Genomic DNA, 17014 nt, shown 5'->3' with positions numbered 1-17014 from the left:
CAAGGGAACAAGCATCCGCCTGTCGGGGCTGGCTCAGGCTGGCGGAAAAAGGAGGTACCATATGCGTCGCTCTATGATCGCCGGCCTTGCCGCCGGTATGAGTTTTCTCGCCATCAACGCCGCTCAGGCGGTGGAGATCGACTATTGGCAGTATGTGTTCGACACGCGCGTCCAGGCCATGGACCAGTTGATCGCCAATTTCGAGGAAGCCAATCCCGATATCACCGTCAACCATCAGACATTCCCCTATGCGGACTATCAGACCCGCGTGGTTGCCGCCAATGTGGCGGGGCAGGGCCCGGATGTCGTTCAGCTGTTTTATGGCTGGCTCGACAATTTCATCGCCGGTGAACTGATCCAACCGCTCGATCCGGCCGTGTTTCCGACCGAGGACATCGAGGGCGAATTCTTTCCTATCGTTTCGGCCATGGAACGTGACGGGCAGTATTGGGGTCTCCCGACCGCCGTGCGGTCGCTTGCGCTCTTTTACAACAAGAACATTTTCGAAGAAGCCGGTCTCGATCCGGAAAGCCCGCCCCAGACGCTTGACGAATTGCTTGCGGCGGCCGAAGCGACAGTCCAGCGCGACGGTGGTGGCAACATCACGCGCGTCGGTATTGCCATGGGCATGGCCGGGCAGGATCACCAGTGGTGGCGCGAGGGGCTGATCCGTCAGTTCGGCGGGCAGCCTTATTCCGACGACGGCACCCAGGTGACCTACAATGACGAAGCCGGGATCGCGGCGACGACATGGCAGGCCGACCTCTATCGCGGAGATGCGCCCGTGACCCAGATCGGGTTCATGGACGAACCGCAGGCGGCATTCCGCGCCGGCATGGCGGCGATGACCATCGATGGCACGTTCCGGCTCGGTGCTTTTTCGGAAATCACCGATTTCGAATGGGGCGTCACCGAGTTGCCGGCCAATGACGAGGGCGTGCGGTCGAACTATGCGAGCTATTTCGCAAATGCCATCGGCGTGCGTGCCGAAGGCGAGGAGCTCGAAGCGGCGCAGAAATTCCTTGCCTATATCTCTTCGCCGGAAGCCATGGAAATCTGGCTCGAAGTTGTGGGCGAACTGCCTGCTCGCCAGGACGTGGCCCTGACGGAAGAAAACCTGGCCGACCCGATCTATGGTCCGTTCCTTGCTGGGCTCGAATACGCGCAGACCACGATCTTTGTGGACGAAGCGGCACAGCGCCAGGTCGCGATCGACATGGAAACCCGCATTTCGCTGCAGGGCCAGGAGCCGGCCGACTCGCTGGCGCAGGCTGCCCAGGAAGAACAGGCGATCCTCGACGCCTTTTATAGCCGATAGGCTCAAAGTGGGCCGGCGCCAGCGGTGCCGGCCCACACCGACTTCGACCATAAGGCAGGCCGGCAACGGCCAAGCGCGTGGGTTGCGCGAATGAGCAGGAGGCGCCAGGCATGAGCGCGGCAGTATCGGACACCTCTCGAAACGGTCTCTGGGACCGTTTCAGTATCGGGCAGAAGCGCGTCATCTGGGCGTGGACCTTTCTGGCCCTTCCTATCGTCTTTTACGGCGCGATCCGGTTCTATCCGACGTTTCAGGCGTTCTGGCTCTCGTTCACCAATTGGGATCTGCTCCGGCCGGCCCAGTTCATCGGTGTCCAGAACTATGTGACGCTCGTCAACGATCCCCAGTTCTGGCAGGTGTTCCGCAACACGTTTGCCTATCTGATCATCGGCACGCCGATCTCGCTCGTGCTCTCGTTTTTGATCGCCTATTACCTCGACCGCGTGCGCTTCATGCACGGGTTCATCCGGGCGTTGTATTTCCTGCCGTTTCTCACCACCGCGGCCGCGATGGCCTGGGTGTGGCGCTGGTTCTATCAGCCGCCGCCGATCGGGGTGATCAACGGGTTTCTGGGCTCGGTGGGGCTGCCCGCCCAACCTTTCCTGCGTTCGCTCGAACAGGGTCTGCCATCGATCATGGTGACGGCCATCTGGGCGGGGCTGGGGTTCCAGATCATCATCTTCATGGCTGGGCTCCGTGCCATTCCGAGCACCTATTACGAGGCGGCACGCATCGACGGGTTGGGCGAATGGGCCATCCTGCGCAAGATCACGCTGCCGCTCCTCAAACCCACGACAGTGTTTCTCGTCGTCTTCTCTTCGATCGGGTTCTTACGGATTTTCGATCAGGTCTATAACATGACGACCAACGATCCCGGCGGGCCGCTCAATTCGACCAAGCCCTTGGTGCTGATGATCTATCAGACCGCCTTTTCATCCTTCAACATGGGTTACGCCGCGGCGCAGACGGTGGTGCTGTTCACCATCCTTCTGATCGTCTCGTTGCTGCAACTCTGGGTTTTGAGGACGCGCTGAGATGACCGCAACCGTGCCATCGACAGAATTCAAGTTCAACACGTCGTCAATCCGTCCGGGGCGCATCATCGCCTGGACCGTGCTGTTCATTGGCGGTGTGATCATGATCACCCCGCTGTTGTTCATGTTTTCGACGTCGCTCAAATCAGCCGGTCAGGTCTATGATCTGCGGCTGATCCCGGCCGCGCCCTCATTTGACAATTACGTCAAGGTTTTATCCGACGGGCGCTTCATGCGCTGGTTCTTCAATTCGACCTTCGTGGCTGTGGCCGTGACGCTTTCGAACGTCTTTTTCGACAGCCTCGTGGGGTACACGCTGGCGAAATTTCAGTTCCGCGGGCGCTATTTCATATTCCTTGCCATCCTTTCGACCCTGATGATCCCCACCGAAATGCTGGTGATCCCGTGGTATCTGATGAGCGCGCAGCTGGGCTGGATCGATAGCTACTGGGGCATCATGTTCCCCGGCATGATGACGGCGTTCGGCACGTTCCTCATGAAGCAGTTCTTTGAAACCGTGCCTGACGACTTCCTTGAAGCGGCACGCGTGGATGGTCTCAACGAGTTCACCATCTGGTGGAAGGTGGCGATGCCACTGGTCACGCCGGCCCTCTCGGCCCTCGCGATCTTTACGTTCCTGGGCAATTGGACGGCGTTTTTCTGGCCGCTGATCGTCACCAACAGCCGCGATCTCTATACGCTGCCGGTGGGGCTATCGAGCTTTGCGGTCGAACAATCGATCCAGTGGGAGATGATCATGACGGGGGCTGCAATCGCCACGATCCCGACGCTGCTCGTCTTCCTCGTCCTGCAACGCTATATCGTGCGCGGCGTCATGCTGGCCGGGCTTAAGGGGTAATCGGGCATGGCCAATTTGAACGACACAAGCGTTTTTCCAGACCCCGTCTATAAGGCAACCGTCCTCGCACCGCTGTTTGACGGCGCAAGAGATCACCACGCAGATGGGTTCCAGCTCATCGACCGTGCGCATCTGGTCATGCTTGCCGAAACGGGCATTTTGACCCGGGAGCAGGCCTCGGCGATTGCCGGAGCCCTCGTTGCGATCAAGGATGAGATCGCGCCCGAGAGCTTGATCTATACGGGCGAGGTCGAAGATTTTTTCTTCCTGATTGAAAAGCATCTCAAGCAGCGCTTGGGGCCAGATCTCGCCGGGCGGTTGCATACGGCCCGTTCGCGGAACGATATCGACCACACCCTGTTCAAGCTCAGCCTCAAGCCCCGCACGGAACTGCTGCTCGAAAAGCTGCGCGCTGTCGTGGATGCCGTGTTGTCCGCGGCGGAGCGGGAAAAGGAAACGCTGATCGTTGCCTATACGCACGGCCAGCCGGCCCAGCCCTCGACGTTCGGGCACTATCTCGGTGCGGTGGCGGAAGTGCTCTTGCGCGACATCGAACGGATCGAGGCTGCGCTCGATGTGATCGATCTTTGCCCGATGGGCGCTGCAGCCATCACAACATCGGGGTTTCCGATCGATCGCGAACGGATGGCCGAGCTTCTCGGGTTCTCGCGTCCGCTTGAAAATTCATATGGGTGTATCGCGTCCGTCGATTACACCACGGGAATTTACGGCGCGCTGGCACTGACATTCCTGCATCTGGGCCGGCCCATCCAGGATTTTCAGGTCTGGTCGAGCTTTGAAGTCGGGCAGCTCTACGTGCCCAATTCCCTTGTCCAGATCTCCTCGATCATGCCGCAAAAGCGCAATCCGGTGCCCATCGAACATCTGCGGCATCTCGCGAGCCAAGCCTATGGGCGCTCCAAGGCGATGCTCGATATCATGCACAACACGCCCTTCACCGACATGAACGACAGTGAGGGCGAAAGCCAGGGCATGGGGTATCAGGCCTTCGACGTCGCCTATCGCGTGCTCGATCTTTTCGCGGCGCTGGTGGCGCAGGTATCGATCAATGCCGAGCGCGTGGAGACCAACACCAATCGGTCCTGCATCACGATTACCGAACTGGCCGACAGTCTCGTCCGGCTCGAAGATCTCTCGTTTCGACAGGCCCACGAAATTTCCGCTGCTGTGGCCCGTGCTGTTGTCGCCCGTGGGGGATCGCTGGCCGGAGATGGCTACGAAACCTTTGTGGAAGCGTTCGAACACGCGACGGGCCGGACGACGGATGTGTCGCGCGAGCGGTTTGCCGAACTGGTCTCGGCGCGCCATTTCGTTTCGGTTCGGGATCGCCTCGGTGGGCCCGCACCCGCCGCGCTGTCGGCATCGCTTGGGCGCTATCGCGACAAGCTTGGCGCCTACGAACGTGCTGCCGCGCTGCGCGCCGACCGCCTTGCCGAAGCGCGCGCGGAACTCGATTCAAAATTTAACGCATTATTGGGAGCGGCATGATGGCTGATATCCGACTGGAAGGGCTCGTCAAGCGCTACGGCAAGGCCACTGTCGTTCATGGAATCGACCTCGAAATCGCCGATGGCGAGTTCGTGGTTTTCGTCGGACCTTCGGGCTGCGGCAAGTCCACGACATTGCGCATGATTGCCGGGCTTGAAGAAATCTCGGGCGGTGTTCTCAAGATCGGCGACCAGGTCGTCAACGAGTACGAGCCCAAGCAGCGCAATATCGCAATGGTGTTCCAGAACTACGCCATCTATCCGCACATGACGGTAGGGCAGAACATTGGGTTCGGGCTTTACACGTCCGATCTTCCCAAAGCCGAAAAGCAGAAAAAGATCGCAGAGGCAGGAAAAATTCTCGGGCTCGAGGACCTGCTCGATCGCCGGCCTGCGTCGCTGTCGGGCGGCCAGCGCCAGCGCGTTGCCATCGGTCGCGCAATGGTTCGCGACCCGGCGGCGTTTCTCTTTGACGAGCCGTTGTCCAATCTCGACGCGCAGCTGCGGTCGCAGATGCGCATCGAGATCAAAAGGCTGCACCAAAGGTTGGGCAAGACCATCGTCTATGTGACCCACGACCAGGTCGAAGCCATGACCATGGCCGATCGGATCGTTGTGATGCACGAGGGCCGTATTCTTCAAGTGGGCACGCCGACCGAGCTCTACGAACAGCCGGTCGACGTCTTTACCGCCCGGTTTATCGGCAGTCCCTCGATGAACCTCCTGCCGGCACGCGCTTCGGATGGCGCGATCATTGCAGGGGGTGCGAAAATCGGCGGCGTTCCATCGCGGACGGGCTCTGGCGATCTGCTGGTCGGCGTGCGCCCCCATGATCTTCTGGTCGGCGAAGCGTCGGCGCAAGCGGCCATGGCGCTTAAAGGTATTGTGACGGTGGTCGAGCCACTGGGCTCTGAAACCCTTGTTCACATCGAGGTCGATGGTGCGCCGGCCATTGCGACGGCGCCGGCGAAACAGGTGCCCGCAGTGGGGAGCACGGTCGATGTCTGGGCCGCTCCAGGCAGTCTTTATCTCTTTGATGCCCCCAGCGGAAAATCTCTGGGCCGTCTATGAAAACCAATCCATCGCGCGACGCTATCCTGAGCGTTGGCCGTATCTATTGCGATCTGGTTTTCGCAGGCGTTCCCTCCATGCCTCAGATGGGGCGGGAAGTCTTTGCGCAATCAATGCAGCCTGTGCTGGGTGGCGGCGCATTTATCGCCGCGGCCCATCTGGTTCAGCTTGAGCGGCCGGTGGCCCTCCTGGCGTCCTATGGCATTGATCCTTTGTCTCTCGCCCTCGAGCCGCAGCTTGATGCGAGCGGTATCGAATTGACGTTTGTCGAACGGAGCGCAGATGCCGGCCCTCAGGTCACGGTGGTCATTACAGCGCCGAACGACCGGGCTTTTTTGTCCCGCCGTGCCGGCAAGGCCGTGCCCGGTGGATTCGAAGCAGCGCTGGGATGGGAGCGCGCCGCGCTCCTTCATATTGCGGAATACGCTACGCTTGCCGAACAGCCCGACCTTGTCGCGCGCGCCAAGGCACATGGTCTGCTGGTTTCGCTCGATCCGAGTTGGGACGATACGTTGATCTCGGATCCACGTCTCATCTCGGCGTGCGCGGGCGTCGATGTTTTCCTGCCCAATGCCGAGGAGGCGCTGGCGATCACGGGCGCGGCGACCATCGATGATGCGCTTAATAGTCTGGCTGAAAGCTTTCCGCTGGTGGTCGTAAAGTGCGGCGGCAAAGGCGCGGTGCTTGCAGCGGGGACCACGCGGCTCTCGATCCCGGCGCCTAAAGTCAATGTCGTCGATCCTACAGGGGCCGGCGATGCGTTCAACGCGGGTTTTCTGGATGCCTATCTGCGCGAACGCCCGCTGCCCGAGTGCCTTGCGGCCGGGATAGCCGCGGGCTCGCGCTCGGTTCAATCGATCGGCGGGGCTCCCGTGTCCGCACATCATTTCGCAGATCGGACCGGCTAGAGGGAACGGCATCGCATGCCACGCATTGGACGGGTACACATTCCGTCCGAGGCCTCACATGCATCTCACCCTTACCGTCAACGGGACCGAGCACGCGCTCGATCTCGATCCGCGCACCAGCCTGCTCGACATGCTGCGTGACCATCTCGATCTCACCGGTTCGAAAAAGGGATGCGATCATGGCCAGTGCGGGGCCTGCACGGTGCTTTTGAATGGTCGCCGTATCAACTCGTGCCTCTCTTTAGCGGTGATGCACGAGGGTGACGAGATCACGACGATCGAAGGCTTGGGCGAAGAGGGAAAGCTTTCGCCCCTCCAGGCCGCTTTCGTTGCGCATGATGGCTATCAATGCGGGTACTGCACGCCGGGCCAGATCTGTTCGGCTACGGCGATGCTGGGCGAAGTGGAGGCCGGATGGCCGAGCCACGTCTCCGATAATCTAGAGGATCAGCCCCAGCTTACCGATGCCGAGATATCGGAGCGCATGAGCGGCAATCTGTGTCGCTGTTCAGCCTATCCAAACATCGTCGATGCTATTTCAGAAGTCGGGGGTGGTCGCAAATGAAGGCGTTCGATTATCAGCGCGCCGATAGCGCACAAGCCGCAGCGGCAATGGCCGCCAATGCGCAAGGCGTTCGGTTCATTGCGGGCGGGACCAATCTGCTCGATCTGATGAAGCTCGAAATCGAACGGCCCGAGACCGTCATCGACATCTCGCGTTTGCCGCTTGATGCGATCGAGGACACGGAAGATGGTGGGCTTCGCATCGGGGCGCTCGTCACCAATTCCGATCTCGCGGCCGACGCGCGTGTTCGGCGCGATTATGAGGTCCTTGCAAGAGCTCTGTTATCAGGGGCGTCGGGGCAGTTGCGCAACAAGGCGACGACGGGCGGTAATCTGTTGCAGCGGACGCGATGCTTTTATTTCTACAACCGCGCCATGCCCTGCAACAAGCGCGAGCCTGGTTCGGGCTGCGCTGCGCTAGAAGGGCGCAATCGCATCCATGCAATATTGGGTGGCAGCGAGCATTGCATCGCGACGCATCCGTCCGACATGGCCGTCGCAATGATGGCGCTCGGTGCCAGCGTTGAAATTCAGTCGCCCGATGGCAAGACCAAAACGCTTGCGCTGTCAGAGCTCTATCGGTTGCCCGGCGATACGCCGCATCTGGAAACCGAACTCGAGCAGGGCGATCTTATCACGGGCGTCGTTTTGCCTGCACCGGTCGGTGGCCGCCAGATCTATCGCAAGGTTCGTGATCGGGCGTCTTATGCTTTCGCCCTTGTTTCGGTCGCTGCGGTGATCGGGCTTGAGGACGGCAAGATCGGTTCGGCGCAGTTGGCCTTTGGCGGCCTTGCGCCGATGCCATGGCGCAATAGCGATCTCGAAGATGCGCTGATTGGGCAAACGCCCTCGCCCGAACTCTGGGGGCGGGCTGCCGATATTCTGCTCGCAGATGCTAAGGGCCATGGAGAGAACGATTTCAAGATTGCCCTGGCACGACGCACGCTTGCTCACGTGCTCGATGCGGCCTGCGGCGGGGAGAAATAAGATGGACGTCAACTTCAAGATGGACAAGCCGGTCGAGCGCAGCCTGCTCGATACGACGAACCAGAACATCATCTCCCGGCCACTCGATCGCATCGAAGGTCCGCTCAAGGTATCTGGCCGCGCCAAATATTCCGCTGAGTTCAAGCTGCCCAATATGGCGCACGGTGTCTTGGTGGGCGCAGCCATCGGCAAGGGGCGGGTCAAAGAGATCGATGTGAAAAGCGTCGAGGCATTGCCCGGCGTGCTCATGGTGGTGACCGATACCGAGAAGTTCCTGCGCAACCCGGCCCAGGGCATGGACACCGAGGCGCCCAAACAAGGCGTGACGAGCATCGATTATTTCGGTCAGCCCATAGCGCTCGTCGTCGCCGAAACGTTCGAGGCGGCGCGCAATGCCGCCAACGCGCTGAGCGTCACCTATGAAGACGCCGAGGGGCGGTTCGATTTCGACGCACGTATCGATACCGCCAAACCAAAAAAGGACTCTGAGAAGAACCAGGGTGATGTCGATGACGCCATGCGCTCCGCACACGCCAATGTGGACGCGAAATGGACGACGCCGTCACAAAGCAGCGCCGCGATGGAACCGCATGCAAGCCTTGCGCACTGGGAGGGCCAAAAGCTGGTGCTCTATGGCTCTTATCAGATGCTTTCTTCCAACCGGCTGCAACTGGCCGATGCTATGGGACTGGACCCTGAGGACGTTCGTATCCTGGCCCATTATGTCGGTGGTGGGTTTGGCGCCAAGCTCGGGATCGGTCCCGAAAGCGTTGCGGCGGCGGTAGCTGCAAAAGACCTTGGCCGGCCCGTGCGGGTCGTCATGACGCGGCAACAGGTATTTGAGGCGACGGTGCGTCGGTCAAATACCGTTCAGCATTTGCAGCTGGCCGCGGACGCGGAAGGCAGATTGACTGGCGTCAGCCATGAGACGATTACCGGCAACCTTGAGGGCGAGGATTTCTCCGAGCCAGCCAGCGCGGCGACCCAGTTTCTCTATTCCGGTGCCAACAGGCGGTTCGGAAACGAAATCGTTTTGATGGATCAGGTGCTGGCGGGCTCAATGCGTGCCCCCGGCGAGGCGGTGGGCATGCTGGCGCTTGAAGGCGCCATGGACGAGTTGGCAGAACTGCTCGATGTCGATCCGGTTGAGCTGCGCAAACGCAATATTCCTGAGCGCCACCCAACCTCAGACTTACCGTTCTCATCGCGCTCGCTGGCCGAATGCCTCGAGATCGGGGCGCGGGATTTCGGCTGGTCGAAACGAAAGAGCGCTCCTGCCAGTACGCTCGAAGGCGAGTGGTGGATCGGTCATGGGATGGCTACCGCCGCGCGTAGCAACATGCTGATCAAGTCGAGTGCGCGGGTGACGCTTCAGCCCGATGGCCGGGCTTTGGTCGAGACCGACATGACCGATATCGGCACCGGGACATATACTATCCTGGCGCAGATTGCCGCCGAATTGCTCGGCTTGCCGATCGATGCTGTCGATATCCATCTCGGCGACACCAACTTTCCGCCAGCGTCGGGTTCTGGCGGCAGTTTTGGCGCGGCGAGTGCGGGCACCTCGGTTTATCTCGCGTGCGAGAAGCTGCGCCAGACGATTGCTGAAAAGCTCGGTGGCGAGGTTGAGGATCTTGTGCTTTCCGATGGCATGGCGCGGATGGGGAATACCTCCGAACCGCTGTCGGAGTTGATTGCCGAGCCTCTGGAAGCGACAGCGACGGTCGAGCCGGGCGAGACCGGCAAAGCGTTCGTTCAGGCGGGATTCGGCGCCCATTTTGCCGAAGTCGCGGTGCATGCCCACACCGGCGAAGTTCGGGTCCGACGCATGGAGGGGACATTTGCCGCGGGCCGTATCCTCAATGAAAAGACAGCGATTTCGCAGTGTTTCGGAGGCATGGTTTTCGGCATCGGCACGGCCCTGACCGAAGACATGATGCATGACCACCGCTACGGGCATATCGTCAATCGCGATCTTGCGGAATACCATTTGCCGGTCAATGCGGACGTGCCTCAGCTCAAGGTCAAGTTCCTCGAAGAACGCGACCATGCTGCCAATCCGCTCTTGGCGAAAGGTATCGGAGAGTTGGGTATTTCCGGCGCGGGCGCGGCGATTGCGAACGCCATATACAATGCCTGCGGCGTGCGGGTGCGCGATTATCCCATCACGCTCGACAAGCTGATCGATCACTTGCCCGATCCAAAAGGGCTATAGCGCTAGCGCTTGGTCGCCACCCAGATGAGGTGGCGGGCGCCACCGGCGCGGACGCGTATTTCCTCGACGATCAAGCCGGTTTGCTTGAGCCGATTGACAAATTTTGCGTCCGGGCCAGAGGACCAGATGGCCAGAAGGCCGCCGGGCGACAGCGCGACCTTGGCGGCCGCCAGCCCGCGCGCGGTGTAGAGCTGGTCATTGGCGGCGCGCGAAAGTCCGTCGGGTCCGTTGTCGACATCGAGCAATATGGCGTCGAACGGGCCATCGCGCGCAATCGACTGGGCGACGTCGGTTTCCTGCAGCGCTACACGCGGATCGGTAAGGCTTTCACCGTGCACGTCGGACAGCAGGCCTTTCGCCCAGGCGATCACTGCCGGGACCAGCTCGGCGACGACGATCGTGCTGTCAGCGGGAAAGTGGCTCAGTGCGGCGCGCAGGGTAAAGCCCATCCCGAGGCCGCCGATCAGGATCCGGGCGTTTGATTTTTCACCGAGGCGCTTGGCGGCGAGGATCGCCAGTTGTTCTTCCGAGCCACCACGGCGGCTGTTCATCAATTCGATGGCGCCCGACATGATGGAGAACTCATGGCCCCTTTGCATGAGCTTGAGTTCGCCGCCATCCGGCACCTGGGCGCGATCGCGTTCAGTCCAGGGGCGCATGTCGGGCTAACGCCGCGTCATGCTCAGGATTTCTTGGTTTCAGCTTCGCTTTTCGAGGCCGGCTTGGCGTCGGCGCGTGCGGCTTTCATCTTTTCGAGCAGGGCGCGCTTGGCGTCATTGGAGGTCTTGCGGCGGTCGTTATGATCGGGAAGTTTAAAGTTCATTGCGTGGGCTCCTGGGCAATTGTCTTAAATGAATGACCCGGTAGAACGGCGAAATTCCGGCCGGGACGAAGCCTGCAATCACTGGCGATCGAAGACACGCAAACCGTTAGAGCAGGACGGCGTTGTGAGCAAGCCAGTCGATGGCGCGGCTTGAAGGTCTCGTTAGGGTTTTGCGCTAGACTGCAGTTCTCCAGGGGGGGACGGACGATGCAGTCGAGTGTGGCGATCAGTGTCGGCCTGCCGCTGGCCCTCTGCATTATCATGCTCGGGTTAGGGCTTTCGCTCAGGCTCGAGGACTTCTTTCGCGTTCTGGCGCGGCCGTTTCCTGTTGTGGTGGGCCTTACTTGCCAGATGGTGCTGCTGCCGACGATCTGCTTTTTGCTCGTCAGCGTGTCCAATTTGCCGCCTGCGATCTGTGTGGGCATGATGCTGCTGGCTGCGAGTCCTGGGGGAACGTCTGCTGCGCTCTATACGCATCTGGCACGGGGCGATGTGGCGCTCAGCATTTCACTTACGGCGCTGACATCGCTTTTTTCGATCGTGACCCTGCCGATCATCATCAATATCTCGCTGCTCGCGTTTTACGGTGAGGATGCGTCTATCAGGCTGGAATTGCATCAGGTTTTGCAGATCTTTGCGATTGCCGTGGTGCCGACCCTGATCGGGGTTTATCTGCACAAAAGATATCCGGCACTCACCGCACGTCTCGACAAACCCGTCAAGCAATTGGCCACTTTTTTCCTGGCTGCCGTGGTGATCATCGCATTGGTGGGGCAGTGGGAGTTGCTGGCGATATGGGGACCGACCGTTGGGGTTCTGGCGCTTGCGTTCAGTATGATCAGCATGGGGGTCGGCTATTTTGTGCCCCGGCTTTTCAAGATCGAGCGGCGTCAGGCGATCGCGCTGTCGATGTCGATCGGGCTGCATAACGCAGCGCTGGTGATTGCCCTGGCGATGAGCGAACACATGCTCAACGACCCAGAGATGGCCATTCCGCCTGCGGCCTATGGCGTGATCGCCTATATCGCCGGCGCCATTGTCCTTTGGGGCTACAATCGGCAGCGCCAGGCTGGATAAAACATCCCGTGATTTTTATGGAACGATATGTCCATTATGTGGACATATCTAACGGGGTTCTATATGCCTCCATCACAGTGATATCGGTTTTTTCGGTGTGAGGCGGATTTTATGAAGAAGTTGATGAATACGGCGGGGGGTTATGTGGATGAGGTGCTGGCGGGGTTGCTGGCGGCCAATCCCGGGATGGTGCTGGCGGGAGAAAGCGGGCGGAATGTGGCGCGGCGCGCGGGCGTGAAGGCCGGAACTGTCGGTATCGCGTCGGGCGGCGGATCGGGGCATTTGCCTTTGTTTGTCGGATATGTCGCGGAAGGGCTGTTGTCCAGTTGTGCCGTGGGCAATGTGTTCGAGGGGCCCAATCTTGCCTCCTGCATGGATGCGATCACGGCGGCGGATGGGGGAAAGGGCGTACTCCTGCTGTTCGGTAATTACGGTGGCGACAAGATGAACTTCGCCATGGCCGCCGAGATGCTCGCCGAAGAGGGCGTGGAGACACGGACGGTTCTGGGCACCGATGATATCGCAAGCGCGGAGCCCGGGGATAAAGCCAAGCGCCGTGGCGTTGCGGGGATCGTTTACGCCTACAAGATCGCTGGTGCTGCGGCCGATGCCGGCATGGACCTCGATGAGGTGGCGCGGATCGCTCAAAAGGCCGTCGACAGCACCAGGACGATCGGGGTGGCGCTGACGTCCTGCCAATTGCCGGGCGCCGATGCGCCGACGTTCGAGATCGCCGATGACGAGATCGAAATGGGTATGGGCATTCACGGCGAACGTGGCATCTGGCGCGGCAAGATGCGCACGGCCTCCGAGCTGGTCGCGGAAATGATTGAGCGGATCACCGCCGAATTGCCGCTCACGGCGGGACAGAAGATTTCCGTCCTGGTCAACGGGCTCGGCGCTACGCCGCTTGAAGAGCTGTTTCTCGTTTATGGCGAGACCAAAAAGAGGCTCGATGCGCTGGGCGTCGAGATCGTCTTGCCATTGGTGGGCAATTACGTGACCTCGATGGAGATGGCCGGGGTTTCGCTCAGCATCATCACGCTCGACGATGAACTCGAGCCGCTGCTGAAAGCGCCGGCGCAATGCCCGTTCTGGAAGGTTTGACCATGGGATTTTCATCGCACGATATCGGGGCGGCCATTGCGCTTCTGGCGGTCAAACTGCCCGACCTCGAACAGGATCTGAATAGGGCCGATGCCAAGCTTGGTGATGGCGATACGGGCACGATGCTGGCGCGGGTCATCTCGGCGCTGGCGAGCGTGACCCCGCCCGGCAATGATGTCGGGGCTGCGTTTTCCGCCTATGGGCGGGCCACGGCGATGGCGACGGGGTCGAGCCTCGGGACGCTGATCGCGACGGCGTTTTTAACGGCGGCCAAGGCGACCAAGGGCCGCGAATCGGTGGCGTGGAGTGAAATCTCACCACTGCTTGCCGATGCGCGCGATGCGATGCTGGCGCGAGGCGGGGCGAGTCTTGGCGACAAGACGGTGCTCGACGGGCTTGATGCTGTCGCGGCTGCGACGCAGGATGTCGAAGACCCGGAAGCCCTCGGCAAATCGGCCGCGACCGCCGCACGCTGGGCGCTCGACAGCTTTCGGGACAAGCCCAACAAGATCGGACGTGCAAGAATGTTCGCTGACGGCTCGAAAGGTCTGGACGATCCCGGTATGCTGGCGCTTGTACGTGTGATTGAAATTATTGGGGAACGCTGAACCGTGGACGAGAAGCTCAAAGGAGTGCCTGACGCTGCCGACGCGTCGGGCAAAATGCTGTCTTATTTCAAGATGATGGCTATTCTCGAGTGCTTCTCGCGCAGCGATAAGGCCTTGACGGTGCTGCAGATTTCCAAGCGCACCGATTTGCCGCGCACGACGGTTCATCGGCTGGTGAGCACGCTCAAGGCATTGGGGCTGCTCGAACAGGATCGCGACCGCGACAAGTATCGGCTGGGGCTAAAGCTGTTCGAACTGGGCAACACGGTGCTCGCCAATATGGACGTGCAGCGCGAGGCGGCCGAGAGCATCAATACGCTGTCGAACAAGACGGGGCTTTCGGTGCATCTCGGGGTGTTCGATGGGCATGGGATCATCATGGTGAGCCGGCTCGATTCGCGCGGGCTGAACAATGTCATCACCCTTGAAAGTGCTGCCGCCCATTGCAGCGCGACGGGCAAGTCGGTGCTCGCCTATCAGGATCAGCGGGTGGTCAAACGCATTGTGGAGCAAGGGCTTCCGGCCTTTACCGCCAAGACAATTACCGATCCTGACGAACTCTATCTGGAGCTGGCGCGGACGCTTGAGCGCGGCTATTCGATCGACGATTGCGAGTACGAGGACTGGCGGCGCTGTGTCGGCGCTCCGATCTGGAATGCGAGCGGGCGGGTGTTTGCGGCGATCAGCATCACCGGGGCCAAGGAGCGTTTCAACGAGGAGACGATCGCGCAGTTCGCGGTGCTGGTGAAACAGCAGGCACAACTGATTTCGATGCGGCTTGGGGCCGAGACCGACAAGCCCGTCAGCGCGCGGTAAACCTCCGCGCAACCCCGCACATATGGCGCGAGATCGGCGATTGTGCGGATGATCGACAGCGATATTCTTGAGTTGGCGACAACCCTTGTGCGGAATGACGAAGCCGGCTTGACGGCGAACTTAATGTCCACTATTCAGACAAGATGTTTGAATAGAGAGGAACGCGATGTCGTCCCAGCAGTTTTTCGGGGTCATCCCACCCACCACCACGCCGTTCGATGCGAATGGTGAAATCAAGTATGACGAGATGGCTCCGCAGATCGAATGGATGATCGAAAGCGGCGTACACGGCATCTGCGTCGGTGGGTCGTCCGCCGAAGGGCATACGCTGGAATTTAACGAACTCAAGCGGCTGCTCGAAATCTCGAAAGAGACGCTGGCCAATCGCGTGCCGCTGATCGCCGGCATCATCATCAATTCGACCCGCCAGGCCATCGACCGCTCGATCATGGCGCGCGATGCCGGCGCGGAAGCGCTGCAGGTGACCCCGCCGCATTATGTGTTCAAGCCCTCGGACGATGCGCTGGTCGCCCATTTCCGCGCCATCTCGGAAGCGAGCGGCCTGCCGGTCCTGATCTACAATGTGGTGCCCTGGTGCTATCTCGGCCCGGCGCTGCTCAAGCGCATCATGGAAGAAGTGCCCGGCGTTATCGGCGTCAAGCAGTCCAATTCGGATCTCAAGCTCACTGCCGATCTGATGCTTGACCTACCCAAGGACAAGCTCGTGTTTACCGCCGTCGACGCGCTGCTCTATCCGAGCTTTGCGCTTGGCGTGCATGGCACGATCGCCGCCAACCCGGCTGCCGCGCCAAAGGCGGTGGTCAAGCTCTGGGACCTCGTGCAGGCGGGCAACCACACCGAAGCCAAGGCTCTGCACGCCGGGCTGCTGCGCTTCTGGAATGCGATCATCACCGACAATCTGCCGGCCAATATCAAATACGCACAGTCGCTGCAGGGCGTGCCATTTGCCCTGCCGCGCGCCCCGATGCAGGCGCCCGATGCCGATCGCAAGGCACTGATCGCAAAGGCGCTCGAAGCCATTCCACACTGATCGAAAATCTCGCCGCACCGTGCAAAACCCACGGTGCGGCATCAACACCCCAAGGGAGGATATAGATAATGATGAAATCAATTCTGGCTGCCGGCCTTCTGGCCGCAACGGCACTACCCATGGCCGCACAGGCGCAGGAATGGCCAACACGGCCGGTCCAACTGGTCGTGGTTGCCGGTGCCGGTGGCGGCTCGGACGCAACGTTCCGGCTGATGGCCGCCGAACTCGAAGAAACGCTGGGCCAGCCCTTTACCGTCGTCAATCTGGCGCAGGCTTCGGGTATCGTCGGCTACACCGCCTATACGACGGCAGCGCCCGATGGCTACATGTTCGGCCAGCTTTCGCCGATCGCACAGTTTTCGATGCTCGGGCAGGCTGATTTCATGCCTGACGATTTCACCCCGATCGCCCAGTTCAATGCCGATCCTTCCGCCATCCACGTTTCCGCCGATTCCGAGTATCAGGACCTTGGCGCCTTGATCGACGCCATCAAGGCAGATCCCTCGGGCTTTAACATCTCGTGCGGCGGCACCTGCAATGCGAGCTGGGACATTCCGTTCGTCTCCATGCTGCTGGGCGAAGGCGTCGATGTGAGCCAGATCAATCTGATCCCGGCGCAGGGTTCGGCAGCGGCGCTGCAGGAACTGGCTTCGGGCGGTATCGATGTGGTGCTCTGCTCGGTGCCTGAAACGACTTCGATGGCCGATGCCGGCATCGTCAAGACGCTGGCCGTGATGGGCAATGAGCGCCTGGCGATCGATGACACCATCCCCACCGTCGAAGAAGCCATCGGGACGTCCTATGTCGGCGGCACGTGGCGCGGTATCGCGGGCCCGGCCGGTCTTGATCCCGAGATTGTCGCCAAGCTCGACGCAGCGGTTGCGGCGGCTGTCGAAACGCCGCGCTTTATCGAAGGCATGCAAAGCCGTGGGTTTGGGATTTCCTATCTCGACCACGAGGCGTTCACGGCCTTTCTCGACGAGCATTACGCGGAAACCGAGACTGTTCTCAACGCGCTCTCGGGGCAGTAAGAGATAGGATCGGCGCAAAAGCGCCAAACCAGCGTGC

The 17014-nt window shown here is 60.6% G+C and carries 17 protein-coding genes; 15 read left to right on the top strand and 2 right to left on the bottom strand.

Features of this window, described 5'->3' with window-relative positions:
* The first annotated feature begins 61 nt into the window (after positions 1–61).
* The 9 genes from BLR31_RS00965 (at position 62) to BLR31_RS00925 (ending at position 10464) form a co-directional block, all read left to right on the top strand.
* Entirely contained in the window at positions 62–1318 is a 1257-nt protein-coding gene (locus tag BLR31_RS00965; protein ID WP_090591953.1) for a sugar ABC transporter substrate-binding protein, read from the top strand.
* Between the two features lie 110 nt (positions 1319–1428).
* A complete protein-coding gene (locus tag BLR31_RS00960; RefSeq protein WP_090589899.1) occupies positions 1429–2352 on the top strand; it encodes a carbohydrate ABC transporter permease in 924 nt (307 codons plus the stop codon).
* Position 2353: 1 nt separating this feature from the next.
* Entirely contained in the window at positions 2354–3211 is an 858-nt protein-coding gene (locus tag BLR31_RS00955) for a carbohydrate ABC transporter permease (protein ID WP_090589896.1), read from the top strand.
* Between the two features lie 6 nt (positions 3212–3217).
* Complete coding sequence (gene argH, locus BLR31_RS00950) at positions 3218–4720, top strand: argininosuccinate lyase (RefSeq protein WP_090589892.1); 1503 nt, start codon at positions 3218–3220, stop codon at positions 4718–4720.
* Complete coding sequence (locus BLR31_RS00945; protein WP_090591949.1) at positions 4720–5790, top strand: ABC transporter ATP-binding protein; 1071 nt, start codon at positions 4720–4722, stop codon at positions 5788–5790. The genes argH and BLR31_RS00945 overlap by 1 nt, the downstream gene beginning before the upstream one ends.
* A complete protein-coding gene (locus BLR31_RS00940) occupies positions 5787–6698 on the top strand; it encodes a carbohydrate kinase family protein (RefSeq protein ID WP_090589888.1) in 912 nt (303 codons plus the stop codon). The genes BLR31_RS00945 and BLR31_RS00940 overlap by 4 nt, the downstream gene beginning before the upstream one ends.
* Before the next feature lie 58 nt (positions 6699–6756).
* The gene (locus BLR31_RS00935) at positions 6757–7263 is read left to right on the top strand and encodes a 2Fe-2S iron-sulfur cluster-binding protein (protein WP_090589885.1); all 507 of its coding nucleotides are present in this window, start codon (positions 6757–6759) and stop codon (positions 7261–7263) included.
* Positions 7260–8249 (top strand): FAD binding domain-containing protein, encoded by a 990-nt coding sequence (locus BLR31_RS00930; protein WP_090589881.1) that lies wholly within the window; start codon positions 7260–7262, stop codon positions 8247–8249. The genes BLR31_RS00935 and BLR31_RS00930 overlap by 4 nt, the downstream gene beginning before the upstream one ends.
* A gap of 1 nt (position 8250) precedes the next feature.
* Positions 8251–10464, top strand: coding sequence for a xanthine dehydrogenase family protein molybdopterin-binding subunit (locus tag BLR31_RS00925; protein ID WP_090589877.1), 2214 nt, complete (start codon positions 8251–8253; stop codon positions 10462–10464).
* A 2-nt stretch (positions 10465–10466) separates the two neighbouring features.
* On the opposite strand, the gene BLR31_RS00920 is transcribed toward BLR31_RS00925, so the two are convergent.
* The gene (locus BLR31_RS00920; protein ID WP_090589873.1) at positions 10467–11123 is read right to left on the bottom strand and encodes a spermidine synthase; all 657 of its coding nucleotides are present in this window, start codon (positions 11121–11123) and stop codon (positions 10467–10469) included.
* A 23-nt stretch (positions 11124–11146) separates the two neighbouring features.
* Positions 11147–11287: a DUF6481 family protein gene (locus BLR31_RS21520; protein WP_176762445.1), complete on the bottom strand. Its 141-nt coding sequence runs from the start codon at positions 11285–11287 to the stop codon at positions 11147–11149.
* Between the two features lie 207 nt (positions 11288–11494).
* Here BLR31_RS21520 and BLR31_RS00915 point away from each other — a divergent pair, with 207 nt between their 5' ends.
* The 6 genes from BLR31_RS00915 (at position 11495) to BLR31_RS00890 (ending at position 16977) form a co-directional block, all read left to right on the top strand.
* Positions 11495–12364 carry a bile acid:sodium symporter family protein gene (locus BLR31_RS00915; protein ID WP_090589870.1) on the top strand — a complete coding sequence of 290 codons (870 nt, stop codon included), beginning with the start codon at positions 11495–11497 and terminating at the stop codon, positions 12362–12364.
* A gap of 111 nt (positions 12365–12475) precedes the next feature.
* Positions 12476–13471, top strand: coding sequence for a dihydroxyacetone kinase subunit DhaK (locus tag BLR31_RS00910; RefSeq protein ID WP_090589866.1), 996 nt, complete (start codon positions 12476–12478; stop codon positions 13469–13471).
* A 2-nt stretch (positions 13472–13473) separates the two neighbouring features.
* Positions 13474–14079, top strand: a complete 606-nt coding sequence (locus BLR31_RS00905; RefSeq protein ID WP_090589864.1) for a dihydroxyacetone kinase subunit L — start codon at positions 13474–13476, stop codon at positions 14077–14079.
* Between the two features lie 3 nt (positions 14080–14082).
* Complete coding sequence (locus tag BLR31_RS00900) at positions 14083–14895, top strand: IclR family transcriptional regulator (RefSeq protein WP_090589860.1); 813 nt, start codon at positions 14083–14085, stop codon at positions 14893–14895.
* Positions 14896–15061: 166 nt separating this feature from the next.
* Positions 15062–15946, top strand: coding sequence for a dihydrodipicolinate synthase family protein (locus tag BLR31_RS00895; RefSeq protein WP_090589857.1), 885 nt, complete (start codon positions 15062–15064; stop codon positions 15944–15946).
* A gap of 68 nt (positions 15947–16014) precedes the next feature.
* Positions 16015–16977, top strand: coding sequence for a tripartite tricarboxylate transporter substrate binding protein (locus BLR31_RS00890; RefSeq protein WP_090589854.1), 963 nt, complete (start codon positions 16015–16017; stop codon positions 16975–16977).
* Positions 16978–17014 lie beyond the last annotated feature (37 nt).

The organism is Pelagibacterium luteolum (genome assembly GCF_900100665.1).
In the GTDB taxonomy this organism is placed as follows: Bacteria; Pseudomonadota; Alphaproteobacteria; order Rhizobiales; family Devosiaceae; genus Pelagibacterium; species Pelagibacterium luteolum.
Note: the sequence above shows the minus strand (reverse complement) of the source record. Positions and strands in the feature narration are given on the sequence as shown.

Excerpts from the sequence above, each read along its gene's own strand:
- BLR31_RS00965 (WP_090591953.1), top strand. The coding sequence starts at position 62 with ATGCGTCGCTCTATGATCGCCGGCCTTGCCGCCGGTATGAGTTTTCTC.
- BLR31_RS00960 (WP_090589899.1), top strand. The coding sequence starts at position 1,429 with ATGAGCGCGGCAGTATCGGACACCTCTCGAAACGGTCTCTGGGACCGT.
- BLR31_RS00955 (WP_090589896.1), top strand. The coding sequence starts at position 2,354 with ATGACCGCAACCGTGCCATCGACAGAATTCAAGTTCAACACGTCGTCA.
- argH (WP_090589892.1), top strand. The coding sequence starts at position 3,218 with ATGGCCAATTTGAACGACACAAGCGTTTTTCCAGACCCCGTCTATAAG.
- BLR31_RS00945 (WP_090591949.1), top strand. The coding sequence starts at position 4,720 with ATGGCTGATATCCGACTGGAAGGGCTCGTCAAGCGCTACGGCAAGGCC.
- BLR31_RS00940 (WP_090589888.1), top strand. The coding sequence starts at position 5,787 with ATGAAAACCAATCCATCGCGCGACGCTATCCTGAGCGTTGGCCGTATC.
- BLR31_RS00935 (WP_090589885.1), top strand. The coding sequence starts at position 6,757 with ATGCATCTCACCCTTACCGTCAACGGGACCGAGCACGCGCTCGATCTC.
- BLR31_RS00930 (WP_090589881.1), top strand. The coding sequence starts at position 7,260 with ATGAAGGCGTTCGATTATCAGCGCGCCGATAGCGCACAAGCCGCAGCG.
- BLR31_RS00925 (WP_090589877.1), top strand. The coding sequence starts at position 8,251 with ATGGACGTCAACTTCAAGATGGACAAGCCGGTCGAGCGCAGCCTGCTC.
- BLR31_RS00920 (WP_090589873.1), bottom strand. The coding sequence starts at position 11,123 with ATGCGCCCCTGGACTGAACGCGATCGCGCCCAGGTGCCGGATGGCGGC.
- BLR31_RS21520 (WP_176762445.1), bottom strand. The coding sequence starts at position 11,287 with ATGAACTTTAAACTTCCCGATCATAACGACCGCCGCAAGACCTCCAAT.
- BLR31_RS00915 (WP_090589870.1), top strand. The coding sequence starts at position 11,495 with ATGCAGTCGAGTGTGGCGATCAGTGTCGGCCTGCCGCTGGCCCTCTGC.
- BLR31_RS00910 (WP_090589866.1), top strand. The coding sequence starts at position 12,476 with ATGAAGAAGTTGATGAATACGGCGGGGGGTTATGTGGATGAGGTGCTG.
- BLR31_RS00905 (WP_090589864.1), top strand. The coding sequence starts at position 13,474 with ATGGGATTTTCATCGCACGATATCGGGGCGGCCATTGCGCTTCTGGCG.
- BLR31_RS00895 (WP_090589857.1), top strand. The coding sequence starts at position 15,062 with ATGTCGTCCCAGCAGTTTTTCGGGGTCATCCCACCCACCACCACGCCG.
- BLR31_RS00890 (WP_090589854.1), top strand. The coding sequence starts at position 16,015 with ATGATGAAATCAATTCTGGCTGCCGGCCTTCTGGCCGCAACGGCACTA.